11 protein-coding genes are annotated in these 12,199 nt (G+C 63.7%); 6 read left to right on the forward strand and 5 right to left on the reverse strand.

Going from position 1 to position 12,199, the window contains the following annotated elements; genetic code table 11:
- Positions 1–21: 21 nt before the first annotated feature.
- Positions 22–324 carry a hypothetical protein gene (locus tag LJY18_RS02460; protein ID WP_238040139.1) on the forward strand — a complete coding sequence of 101 codons (303 nt, stop codon included), beginning with the start codon at positions 22–24 and terminating at the stop codon, positions 322–324.
- Between the two features lie 305 nt (positions 325–629).
- The gene (locus tag LJY18_RS02465) at positions 630–923 is read left to right on the forward strand and encodes a hypothetical protein (protein WP_238040140.1); all 294 of its coding nucleotides are present in this window, start codon (positions 630–632) and stop codon (positions 921–923) included.
- 317 nt (positions 924–1,240) lie between these two features.
- Here LJY18_RS02465 and LJY18_RS02470 read toward each other — a convergent pair whose 3' ends face one another.
- The gene (locus LJY18_RS02470; RefSeq protein WP_238040141.1) at positions 1,241–1,705 is read right to left on the reverse strand and encodes an aminoacyl-tRNA deacylase; all 465 of its coding nucleotides are present in this window, start codon (positions 1,703–1,705) and stop codon (positions 1,241–1,243) included.
- Positions 1,706–1,894: 189 nt separating this feature from the next.
- Here LJY18_RS02470 and LJY18_RS02475 point away from each other — a divergent pair, with 189 nt between their 5' ends.
- The 3 genes from LJY18_RS02475 to LJY18_RS02485 all read left to right on the forward strand — a co-directional run bounded on the left by LJY18_RS02475 (position 1,895) and on the right by LJY18_RS02485 (position 4,962).
- A complete protein-coding gene (locus tag LJY18_RS02475) occupies positions 1,895–3,268 on the forward strand; it encodes an MATE family efflux transporter (RefSeq protein WP_238040143.1) in 1,374 nt (457 codons plus the stop codon).
- A complete protein-coding gene (locus tag LJY18_RS02480; protein WP_238040144.1) occupies positions 3,255–4,286 on the forward strand; it encodes a GGDEF domain-containing protein in 1,032 nt (343 codons plus the stop codon). The genes LJY18_RS02475 and LJY18_RS02480 overlap by 14 nt, the downstream gene beginning before the upstream one ends.
- A 220-nt stretch (positions 4,287–4,506) precedes the next feature.
- On the forward strand, positions 4,507–4,962 hold the full coding sequence (locus LJY18_RS02485) for a DUF2214 family protein (RefSeq protein ID WP_238040146.1): 456 nt from the start codon (positions 4,507–4,509) through the stop codon (positions 4,960–4,962).
- 142 nt (positions 4,963–5,104) lie between these two features.
- Here the strand turns inward: LJY18_RS02485 and speA are convergent, their stop codons facing one another.
- From speA to LJY18_RS02505, 4 genes are all read right to left on the reverse strand, one after another.
- The gene (gene speA, locus LJY18_RS02490) at positions 5,105–7,018 is read right to left on the reverse strand and encodes an arginine decarboxylase (RefSeq protein ID WP_238040148.1); all 1,914 of its coding nucleotides are present in this window, start codon (positions 7,016–7,018) and stop codon (positions 5,105–5,107) included.
- A gap of 187 nt (positions 7,019–7,205) precedes the next feature.
- A complete protein-coding gene (locus tag LJY18_RS02495; protein ID WP_238040149.1) occupies positions 7,206–7,577 on the reverse strand; it encodes a translation initiation factor Sui1 in 372 nt (123 codons plus the stop codon).
- Positions 7,578–7,882: 305 nt separating this feature from the next.
- Positions 7,883–8,422 (reverse strand): NUDIX hydrolase, encoded by a 540-nt coding sequence (locus LJY18_RS02500; protein ID WP_238040150.1) that lies wholly within the window; start codon positions 8,420–8,422, stop codon positions 7,883–7,885.
- A gap of 3 nt (positions 8,423–8,425) precedes the next feature.
- Positions 8,426–9,493, reverse strand: coding sequence for a DUF2333 family protein (locus LJY18_RS02505; RefSeq protein WP_238040151.1), 1,068 nt, complete (start codon positions 9,491–9,493; stop codon positions 8,426–8,428).
- A 268-nt stretch (positions 9,494–9,761) separates the two neighbouring features.
- Here LJY18_RS02505 and LJY18_RS02510 point away from each other — a divergent pair, with 268 nt between their 5' ends.
- A complete protein-coding gene (locus LJY18_RS02510) occupies positions 9,762–11,381 on the forward strand; it encodes a response regulator (protein WP_238040152.1) in 1,620 nt (539 codons plus the stop codon).
- The last annotated feature ends 818 nt before the right edge of the window (positions 11,382–12,199 follow it).

Raw genomic sequence — 12,199 nt, forward strand, 5'->3', positions numbered from 1 at the left:
CCGACCCAGGAGGTATGAGTCATGAACAAGCTTTCGCTTTATATCTGGCCGGTCGTGGTGATGCTGATGGCCAGCCCCGCACTGGCCGATCATTGCGCCGCCGATGCGGCCGAAGCGCAAAACGCGGTCAACTATGCGGCCTATATCGAACCCAATGTTCTGGATGCGGTAACGGCCCTCTTCGACGACGCACTCGAGGCCTGTCGACAGGAGGAAGATCAACTGGCCACAGCGGAGTTCGGCTCGCCCATGCTCGAGCCGGATTATGTGTCGGTCGGCCAATCCATGCTGATCAACGTCACCGCACTGGTCAGCGCCCCATAGGTCGGCGGCGACAGCCGCTCCCGCCACCCGGGTGCAAGCGCCGCCACGGCCTTGCACCCTTCTTTCTGCAGTCTACCGTTCCAATTCTCCGGCACACCCCACGCCCCGGCTTGGTCTACTGCATGCACCGCACCAATTCGGTACACACTTTCCCCCGAATGCAACCCAGGAACAGGCAAAGCACTGACATCTGCCCCACAACCCAATACCCCTGCGAGCCCGCCCCAGCAATGGCACACTAGTGCCCTTTGCCGCAGCCAATGGATAACCATTGCGGGCGGCGTTCGGCAGACAGGTATTGTTAAATGCGGGTAGAAGGTTTTTTCGAGTGGCTCGGCCAGGTGTTCGGTGCAGTCATCCGCTTTGTCGTCGAGTCCATGAGCGGTTTTCTCGGCATGTTTGGCGATGCGTTCGGCGGTTTTATCAACGGCATGTCCAAGGCCCTGGGCATCACTCCATCGCTGCTGGGCATGCTGGTGCTGGTCATTGGCCTGCTGTTGCTCTACGCCGCCGTGCGCGCGTTCTTGCGCCGCTCGATCATTGCAGGGCTGATCTGGCTGTTCTTCGGCCTGTGGTTGCTCGGTGGGCTGATTAGCTAGTGGCCTCGCGTGCGCCGGATTGCATCCAGGCCACCCGAGCAAAACCTGGCCCAGAACAAATCCGCAGCTGTCGCTCAGGACACGGGATATGGAGGTCGAGAACAACGGGCAGTGGCCAGGTAACGGCGAACCTCGCCGGCATGTCGGTGCCGATGGCCCCGCGGGTACGACCTGCTGATCAACAGCTATTGCCACGAAGGCCGAAGCGTTCTGCGCTTCGGCCTTTTCATTGCTAACCCACCCCAAGCAGCCTTGGCCCCGACATTGCGCCCGGCACCGCACCGGCGCTGGGCGCTAGGCGGGCCATGGGCCCGAGTTCACGCGCAGAGGTCGCACACCTCGGCATTGGGCGCCAGTTTGAAGAACTCGTCGACCGGCATGTGCACCAGGCTTTCGTGATCCCCTGCTTCCAGGTAGATGTCCTGCTGGCGCACCAGCATCGGGTCGATCAGCATCTCCAGGCCATAGACCTCGCCCAGCGCCGGAATCGCGCCGCGCTCGCAATCCTTGAACAAACTCACCAGCGCTTGCTCGCCACTGAGCTGCCAACGCTGCGTGCCCTTGTGCACCTTGCTCAGATCCAATTGCCGATTGGCCGGTAACACGGCCATCAGGTAATGCCCGCGGCGATCGTCGAGAATCACCGATTTAGCCATTCGCGCAGGAGGAATCCCAGCCTTGCGCGCCGACTCCAGGCTGGTCGCCGAAGGCATGTGTTCGACCAGCTTGAACTGGCAGTGTGCCCGCTGCAGGCTGCGCTCCAGGGTTTGTGCCATATGCATGATCCACCTCCTCGACCGCTGGTTTGGCGGTCATTGCTGATTGCCTGCTTCAAGTCTAGTCAGCCTGGATGCCGGCAACGGCGCAGCCAAGAAACGCTTGCTGCTATAGCGCCTCAGGCATAGTCGAAACAGCACTATCGAACCCACCCTGGGGTCTGTGCCTATAATCGGCCTTTTCCCGGAGTCGCCATGTCCGCACTGCTCGATGCCTGGCAGCACGCGCCCACCCACAAACGGGTCTGGGCCCTGGCTGCGCCGATGATTCTGTCCAACCTGTCGGTTCCGCTGGTGGCGCTGGTCGACAGTGCGGTGGTCGGCCATCTGCCCCATGCCCATCAACTGGCGGCGGTAGCGATCGGTGGCAGCCTGTATACCCTGCTGACCTGGGCCGTGGGCTTTTTGCGCATGGGCACCACCGGCTTCGCCGCCCAGGCCGTCGGCCGCGGTGACGGCAGCGCGTTGCGTCAGGTGTTGCTGCAAGGCCTGCTGCTCGGCGGGCTGCTGGCGTTAGCCTTGATCCTGCTGGCGCTGCCGTTCAGTGCCGCCGCGCTGGGCCTGATGCAACCCTCGGCGGAGCTGGAGGCGCTGGCCCGCCGTTATTTCCAGATCCGCTTGCTCGGCCTGCCGGCGGCGCTGGCCACCTATGCCCTGATCGGCTGGCTGCTCGGCACCCAGAACGCCCGCGGACCACTGGCGATCCTGCTGACCACCAACCTGCTCAACGTGGCCCTCGACCTGCTGTTCGTGCTCGGCTTGAACTGGGGCGTGGCCGGCGCCGCCTGGGCCTCGGTGATCGCCGAATGGAGCGGCGCGCTGCTGGGTGTATACCTGGCGCGCCAGGCCTTACGCGCCTATGCCGGGCAGATCGACTGGCCGGCGCTGCGCCGCTGGCTGAACTGGCGACCGCTGCTGGCGGTCAATCGCGATATTTTTATCCGCACCCTGGCGCTGCAGTTGGTGTTCTTCCTGATCACCGTGCAGGGTTCCCGCTTGGGCGACGCCACTGTGGCGGCCAATGCCTTGCTGCTCAACGGCCTGCTGCTCACCGCCCACGCCCTCGACGGGCTCGCCCACGCGGTGGAAGCCTTGTGCGGCCACGCCCTCGGCGCCCGCGACCGCCAGGGTTTGCGCCGCAGCCTGATCGTCGCGGGCGGCTGGTCGCTGCTGGCCAGCCTCGGCTTCGCCCTGTTCTTCCTGTTCGCTGGCCACTGGTTCATCGGCCTGCAAACCGATATCGCCCCGGTGCGCGCCCTGGCCCTCGTCTACCTGCCATACCTGGCGCTGCTGCCGCTGCTGGCGGTGAGCAGCTACCTGCTCGACGGCCTATTCATCGGCGCCACCCGTGCCCGCGAGATGCGCAATGCCATGCTCCTGGCCGTCGCCTTGAGCCTGCCGCTGGCCTGGTTGCTGCAAGCCTTCGGCAATCACGGCCTGTGGCTGGCCTTCCTCGCCTTTATGCTGCTGCGCAGCCTCTGCCTGGGCACCTATGCCTACCAACTGACGCGAGCCGATCTCTGGTTTGGCCTACGTCCAGCACAAGGAGCTGCACATGCTCAGCCCTGAGATACCCGGCAACGAAGAGCTTCGCCAGCAGGTGCTGGATGATCAGGAACTGCTCGACACGCCCGCCGATCCTTATCTGGACACCCTGGTACGGGTGGTGCGTGAGTTGTTCGACGTGGAAACCGTGCTGGTCAGCCTGATCGACCACGAGCGCCAATGGTTCAAGGCGCGACTGGGCCTGGACATTGCGGAGACGCCGCGCACCGTGTCTTTCTGCGGCCATGCGATCCTCGCCAGCGACCCCTTTATCGTCGAGGATGCCAGTGCCGATCCGCGCTTCGCCGATAACCCGGTGGTCACCGGGCATCCGTTTCTGCGCTTCTACGCCGGCCAACCGCTGTTTTCCGAGAACGGCCAGGCGCTCGGCACCCTGTGCCTGATCCACTCGCAAGCCAAACAGCTGAACGACCGGCAAATCCGCCTGCTCAGGGACATGGCGACCCTGGTCGAAGGCTACCTCAAGCTGCGCAGCGTCAGTCAGCAGACGGTACAACTGCGCGCGGCACTCAGCCGCGAACAACGCAAGGCCATGCTCGACCCGCTGACTCAACTGTGGAACCGCGCCGGCCTCGAACACTTTCTCCAGCGCGAACTGCGCCTGGCGCAGGAACGCGGCCTGCAGCTCGGTTTACTGTTCTGCGACCTCGATCATTTCAAGGCAGTCAATGACACCCATGGCCACGGCGCGGGCGATCAGGCCTTGTGGGAAAGCGCCAGGTGCATTGCCGCGGCCGTGCGTCCACAGGACGTGGTGACGCGCAGCGGGGGCGAAGAGTTCGTCGTGCTGACCCAGGTGCATGACCAGCAGGAACTGCTGCGGATAGCCGAGCGCGTGCGCGGCCAGATCGACAAGACCCCGATCATTACTGGCGGCGTCCGGCTCGGCCTGACCGTCAGCATCGGCTGCGCCCTGGCCATGCCCGGCGAAACCCCGGATGCCGCTCTGGCCCGCGCCGACCGGGCGCTGTACCAGGCCAAACACAACGGCCGCAATCGGGTGGAGCTAGCCAGCGACTGACAGGCCGGCGAAACCGTACTGGCGCGGCGGAATAACCGCCGTGACCGATCCACAGGGCGCGCAAAGCGAGTCGAAAGCGCAGTGCATGAGCTGAAATGAACATCTTGATGGCGCGCCTGGTCTGGCGCCCGCATTCAAGGTCTGGAAAACGCCGCATAGTCGAGTGCAATCGGTATTCAACGCCCTTGCCAAGCGAATCACTGACCAGAGGGAACTCGCCATGGCCGAAGCCATAGCCGCCTACCTGCACTACCTGTCGATCTTCCTGCTGTTTGCCCTGCTGACCCTGGAGCACCAGCTGTTCAAACTGCCGCTGGATCTGTCGCGGGCGCGCAACCTGATCCGCATCGACATCGCCTATGCCCTGTCGGCCGGCCTGGTATTGGCCAGCGGCGCTGCGCGCCTGGTCTGGTATGGCAAAGGCCTGGCCTACTACCTGCACAACAGCCTGTTCCACGCCAAGCTCGGCCTGTTCATCCTGATTGCCCTGCTGTCGGTCCTGCCGACCTGGGTCTTCCTCAACTGGCGCAATGACCTGCAGGCCGGACAGGTGCCGCAGGTCAGCGCTCGCCTGGGCACGCTGGTGATCATGACCATGCGCCTGGAGTTGCTGTTGCTGCTGATCCTGCCGTTACTGGCAACGCTGATGGCCCGCGGCTTTGGCGCAATGGGGTAGGACAGAGGCTAGGACGCAGGGCATCTCGGGCAGAGATCCGCATGCAGCGCAGCGTCAGCTCGCCAGCTGTGCACTACGCTGGCGAACCATGGTGCACTGCCTGTGCCGAGTGACGCCGGCTTGGTTGTGGCAGGGCTGCCCTTCAGGATGACAGGTAGGACGAGCGGGTCAGGCCCAGACGCAGGGCGTCGAGGAACTGGGTGCGCTCGCGGGGGCTGATCTTGGCGCTGGCAACCTTGTCGCGGTAGTGGGTCATCAACTCCTCCGGCGACAGGTGCACGTAGCGCAGCATGTCCTCGATGGTGTCATGGGTCTCAATCCCGGCGTGGTACACGCTGCCATCCGGGTTCTGGTAGATGTTCACCGAGTCGGTATCGCCGAACAGGTTGTGCATGTCGCCGAGAATTTCCTGGTAGGCACCGACCAGGAAGATCCCCAGCAGATAATCCTCACCCTCGCGTACTTCGTGCACCGGCAGGCTGGTTTCGATGCTCTGCTCGTCGACGTACTGACGGATCTTGCCGTCCGAGTCGCAGGTCAGATCCTGCAGTACCGCACGGCGCATGGGTTCTTCGTCCAGGCGGTTAAGCGGCAGGATCGGCAGCACCTGGCCGATGGCCCAGGTGTCCGGCAGGCTCTGGAACACCGAGAAGTTGCAGATGTACTTGTCCGCCAGCTTGTCGTTGAGTTCGTCGAGCACCTGACGATGCGAGCGCTGGCGAGCCTTGAGCGAGTTGTACAGGCGCCGGCACAGGGCGAAATAGCACTGTTCACCCAGGGCCTTATCGGTCAGGCCGATCTTGCCATCGGCATACTGGCTGGCGATATCGCTCATGTAATGAGTGGCGCGCCAGTAGGTCTCGGTGACCATCTCGATGTCGGTCGGGCCCAGCAGATCGACCAGGTATTGCACGGTTTCCGGCAGGCTGGCGACATCGTCGATCTGCGGGATCTTATCGTTGTGTTTCTCCACGTCGGTGACCTGCACCACCAGCATGGCGTGGTGCGCGGTCAGCGAGCGGCCGCTCTCGGAGAAGATGTGCGGGTGCGGCAGTTGCTGAGCGTCGCAGAACTCTTTCAACATGCCGACCACCACGCCGGCGTAGTCGTCCATGTCGTAGTTGATCGAGCTGGCATTGCGCGAGTGGGTGCCGTCGTAGTCGACACCCAGACCGCCGCCGACGTCGATATGATCGACCGGCAAACCCAGGCCACGCAACTCGCCGTAATAGCGGATGGCTTCCTTGAACCCGTGCTGGTAGTCGGCCAGGTTGGCGATCTGCGAGCCCATGTGGAAGTGCAGCAGGCGGATGCCCTGATCCAGCTTGGCCTCGCGGAAACGCTCGACCACCGACAGCAGCTGTGCCGCCGACAGACCGAACTTGGACTTCTCGCCGCCGGTGTCGGCCCACTTGGAAGAGGCCAGCGAGGACAGGCGCACGCGCAGGCCGATCTGCGGGGCGACCTTGAGCTCGGCCGCCTCCTCGATCACCAACTGCACCTCGGACTCTTTCTCGATGACGATGAACACGTTGTGGCCGAGTTTCTGCCCCATCAGAGCCAGCTTGATGAACTCGCGATCCTTGTAGCCATTGCAGACGATGGTGCCGCCCTTCGGCGCCAGGGCCAGCACCGCCATCAGCTCGGGCTTGGAGCCGGCTTCCAGGCCGATGGAGACGTTCTGCGTGGCGATGATGTTCTCGATCACCGCCTCCTGCTGATTGACCTTGATCGGGTAGAGCGCGGTGTAGCGGCTCTGGTAGTCCAGCCGTGCGATGTTGGCGTCGAAAGCACCGGTCAACTGGCGCACGCGGTCCTGCAGGATGTCCGGAAATCGCACCAGCAGGGGCAGGCTGAGACCACTCTGGCGCAGCTCATCGATCTGCGCCGACAGGTCAAAGGGTGTGCTGTCGGGACCGTTCGGACGCACCTCGACGCGACCCTGGTCATTGATCGCGAAATAACCCGCGCCCCAATGGCGAATGCCGTAGACGCTGCGGCTGTCCGCTACTGTCCACTGGCTGCCGTCATCTTTGCGTGTGCGTCGTACAGACATCGAGGTCTCCCTTGCTGGCGATAAAAGCCCTGAATCCAATCGGTCAGGGCGAGAGCAGATTAGCAGTCATTGAGCCACTGCTGCGGGCTTTGCGCGCATGCAGACTCAACGACTGGTATTAAATTTGGCAACGAGCAATGCCCGGCAGCGGACTCATCTGCAACCGGAAGGTGGAGGTGAGTTGGAATCAGCCGCCGGATTTCTTGGCTTTGAAGCCACGTTTGAGCAGTTCTTCGAGCAACAGTTCGACGTGATCGCCCTGAATCTCGATCACCCCATCCTTCAACGAGCCGCCGCAACCGCAGCGTTTCTTCAGGACGCTGGCCAATTCTTTCAACGGCTCTTCGGCCAGGGCCACGCCACTGACGGTGGTCACCGTCTTGCCGCCACGGCCTTTGGTTTCGCGGCGCACGCGGGCGATGCCGTCACCGGCAGGGATCAGGGTGTGTTTGCAGGTGCAGGCATCCACCGGCTGACTGCAGCCCGGGCAATGCCGGCCACTGTCGGTGGAATACACCAGGCCGCTGAGGGCGGCGAATGACGAAGCTTTCTTGACCACCGGCTTTTCCTCATGTGGGGTCAGGATAGCGACTGGCCGATATGCATCGACCGCGAAGCCCCACTCTGGCAGGGGCGGCGCACCCGAGCTGGACGGCTCGGGCTTGAAGGGCGCGCAGTGTAACGGCAAAAAACCCGGATGCTAAGTGGCAAATTGCGCCATTGATCGCTGGATTGGCCATGCTGGAAGTGAGGGCGAACAACAGCACGCGCAATCGCGCACTGACAGAGGGGCTCGGGCAATGCAGGTCGGGGCGCCGCCGGCTGAGGAGCCAGGCCATAGCCTGCATGCTGGATAGCCCACGCTCAGCCCATCCTGCAGGCCAGGTAGCGCTCGAGCGCGGCCAGCGAGTCGGGGCAATAGGGCTTGCGTTTGGTATCGGCCAAGGCCTCGTCGATGGACATGAAGCGCGCCTCCAGCACTTCTTCTGGCTGCAGCACCAGCGGCGCATCGGACACTGCCGAGTATGCCCTGCACCACAAGCGGCTTTCGGGTGCGTCATAGAGAAAATGCGCATGTTCGACCAGCACCGCGCCTTCGATCCCAAGCTCCTCGGCCAGTTCGCGAGCAGCCGACTCGGCGTAACTCTCCCCCTCCAGCACCATGCCACCGGCGGCCACATCCCAATACCCCGGATAGAGCGCCTTGCTCAGGGTCCGCCGGTGCACGCACAGCTCACCGGCCGAGTTGAACAACAGGATGTAGGTGCCGCGGCCGAGCAGGCGGCGCTCGCGCAACTCCGCGCGCAACACCCCCCCTAGCGGCCGATCCTGCTCGTCGACCCAGGCGATCAGCTCGGCATCGGAGGCGGCGCGGTGCGCCCTCTCGGCGTCGGAAATAGCCATTGCCTAGCCCTGCGACAGCAGTTGACGCAGATCGATGAGCCCGGCGTTGGCGCGCGAAATATAGTTGGCCATGACCAGCGAATGGTTGGCCAGCAGACCATAGCCACTGCCATTGAGGACCATCGGGCTCCACAGGGTTTCCTGTGCGGCCTCCAACTCGCGGATGATCTGGCGCAGGCTGACGGTGGCGTTCTTCTTCACCAGGACATCGGCGAAATCCACTTCGATGGCGCGCAGCAAATGCGACAGAGCCCAGGCCTGGCCGCGGGCTTCGTAGAAGACGTTGTCGATCTGCATCCATGGCGTCTCGTAAGTGCCCTCGTTGACTTGCACCGCCTGGCCTTCGACCACGTCTTTCAGGTCGGTATCGGTGTTCAGGCGGATCTGACCGACGCTGGCCGACAAACGCTGCGACAGCGAACCCAGACGAGTCGCGGCATCGCCCAGCCAGGCGTTGAGGTTATCGGCACGTGAGTAGAACTGTGCGCTCGACTGACTGGGGTCGCCCAACCGCGCCAGATAGCGATCGAGTGACTTGATCGCTTCGCGATACTCCGCCTCGGATGCCGGCAGCGCCCAACTCTTGTTGTCGAAGTGGAAGCGCGGCTCGGCCTTGGCCAGGTCCGGATCTTCGGTGGACTGCGACTGCGAGCGGGTGAAGTCCTTGCGCAGGGCGCGCGCCATGTCACGCACCTGCACCAGCACACCAAATTCCCAGCTCGGCATGTTGTCCAGCCACAGCCCCGGCGGGGCGAGGTCGTTGGACAGGTAACCACCCGGCTTATCCAGCAAGGTGCTGACGACACGCCTCAGGGTGACCGCCGTGGTGTAGCCATTGCCCATCTGGTGCTGCGCCCTTTGCGCCGCTGCCTGGGCGCTCTGCTGCACTGAAAATTGCTCCGGCTCCTGACTCCAGTACCAGCCGACCACCAGCGCCAGCAACAGGTAGAGACCGAGCAAGCCGCCCACTGTCCGGCTGAGCCAGCCACCTCCCAGGTAACTGCGCACGTTATCCACAGAGTCATCGACGCTGTCGCGCGCGCCTGCAGCGCGTTTTTTCCAGTCCAGCATGGCAATGTCCTTTATCAACGCATTTGGCTGTTCGACCACAACCCTACACCCAAGGTTGCGCAACAGCCTTGCACTATAAATGAAGCGTAGGCCGATGCGCAGCGCTGGACCGTAATCTTGCCGACGCTGAAACTCCCGATCCGCGTGACGGTCAATGTGACCGAAGGCTCACGCTGACAGATCGGCGGTACTGCCGGGCAAACCAGCAGTGATAGCATGGGGCCACCACGGAAGACCGCTTCCTCCGCCCTCCACCGGAATCCGGGCCATGACCGAGCACGAAGACCCCAGTCTCGACCGACTCAAGCAGCACTTTGCCCAGCGCGTGATCCATCAGGCACGACAAATACTGGAAGTCTGGCAACGCCTGCAGCGCAACGAGTGGAACGAGCGCGGCATGCATGAGCTACGCAATGCCACCCTGCTACTGCAGCGCTATGCCGAGCGCTTCGAGCAGGCCGAGCACCGCCAGTTGGCCCAAGACATCGGCCATTGCCTGCAGGCGGTCGCGGACAATCGCGGCCGCCTCAACAGCGACCTGATCGGCCAGCTCAACCAGCTCATGCAGCGCCTGTCGCGTACCGGACTGCGCCGCGGCGACAGCTTCGAGCAGACGGCACTGCCGCCGCTACGCAAACCGGTGTACCTGGCCCTGCAACACCCTGAGCGGGCCGAGCACCTGGCGCAGCAACTCGAGTACTTCGGCATGACCGCGCAAGCGCTGGACACTGCCAATGCCTTCCGCTCGGCGATGCTCGAGCGCCACCCGGCCGCCATCCTCATGGATGTGGACTTCTCCGGTCCCGGAGCCGGCTTGCAGCTGGTCCAGACGGTGCAGGAAGACCTGGAAGAAAAGATCCCCCTGCTGTTCTACAGTCACCTGGATACCGACATGCCGGCCCGCCTGGCGGCGGTGCGCGCCGGCGGTCAGGAGTTTTTCACCGGCACCCTGGACGCTTCCAGCCTGCTTGAACGCATCGAAGTGCTCGCCCATGTGGCGCAGTACGAACCCTACAAAGTACTGATCGTCGATGATTCGCGCGCCCAGGCCACCTATACCGAACGGGCGCTCAACAGCGCCGGAATCCTCACCCGCACCCTGATCGAGCCGATCCAGACCATGGCCGAGCTGGCCGAATTCCAGCCCGACCTGATCATCCTCGACATGTACATGCCGGACTGCAACGGTGCCGAACTGGCCAAGGTAATCCGCCACAACGACCGCTACGTCAGCGTGCCGATCATCTACCTGTCTGCCGAAGACGACCTCGACAAGCAGCTCGACGCCATGAGCGAGGGCGGTGACGACTTCCTCACCAAACCGATCAAGCCGCGCCACCTGATCGCCACCGTGCGCAATCGCGCCGCCCGCGCGCGCAACCTCAAGGCGCGCATGGTGCGCGACAGTCTTACCGGCCTGTACAACCACACCCATACGCTGCAATTGCTCGAAGATACGCGCTTCCGCGCCCAGCGTGACCAGCAGCCGCTGAGCTTCGCCATGCTCGATATCGACTTCTTCAAGAAGGTCAACGACAACTATGGCCACCCCATGGGTGACCGGGTAATCAAGAGCCTGGCACTGTTCCTCAAGCAGCGCCTGCGCAAGAGCGACCACATCGGCCGCTATGGCGGTGAAGAGTTTGCCGTGGTCATGCCCAACACCGACGCCAGGGCGGCCCAGCTGGTGCTCGACGAGATCCGCCAGCGCTTTGCCGAGATAATCTACCCGGCGCAGCCGCTCGACCTGACCTGCACCTTCAGTTGCGGCCTCGCCCAGCTGCGGGGCGAGGCCAGCAGCCAAACCCTGACCCAGCAGGCTGACGAGGCGCTCTACGTGGCCAAGCACGGTGGACGCAATCGGGTCGAGGTGTTCAACGCCGACTGAGAACTCGCGCCTACGACGGCTGCCGCCACACGCTCACGGTGGCGCTGGCTATTTTCACACACCCGAGCCCAAATAAGACCCGCACCACCGCCTCCGTCACAACCCTGTCATGAAAACGCAATAACTTCAGCGCCATAGCGGTTGCGCCCGGATGTCATCGGGCGCACGCCAGCACCCTTCCGTCTGCGGTCGAGTCCTATGCGCCTGAAATCACTTACCAACCTCAATAGCCTGCTGCTGGTCACCGTCTGCGTGGCGCTGGCCGCCACCCTCTGGTGGTCGCAGCGCGCCCTGGAGCGCCCCTACCTGCTGATGGAGCGCTACCTGAGCCTGTCCCAGCAGTTCCAGCGGGAGGCGGCGCGCAACATCCTTGGCTACCTTGGCAGCGGTGACGCCCTGCAGCACAGCGCGGCGCTCCAGGCCCTGGAAGACCTGGCTCCCGTTATTGCCGAGCTGCCGCCACAACTGGCCGAGGGGGTGCGCCCCAGCCTGGCCGAACTGCAAAGTTTCAGCGCTAACCAGCTACTCGCGGCCGGCAAGCTGGCAGGCGACCCACAGGGTTTGCTGGTGCAGGCCGAGCGCGAGATGGCCAGCGCCCTGGAGCAACTGGCTCAGTATGCCGACAGCGCCAGCGGCAATGCGGCGAACGCGTACCGCCAGCCATTGTTTGTTGCAGCCCAGCACCTGACCCGCCTGGCCCACGCCCGCGACAAGCTGGTCAGCAGTGGACGCAGCGAACTGGCCGGCGCCGTCGAACGCGAACTGGCGGTAGTCGGCCTGCAGGCACAAGCCCTGGATGCCTTGCCCTTGCTCGGCGT

Origin of the sequence: Pseudomonas sp. MMS21 TM103 (genome assembly GCF_022132145.1) — a bacterium.
In the GTDB taxonomy this organism is placed as follows: Bacteria; Pseudomonadota; Gammaproteobacteria; order Pseudomonadales; family Pseudomonadaceae; genus Aquipseudomonas.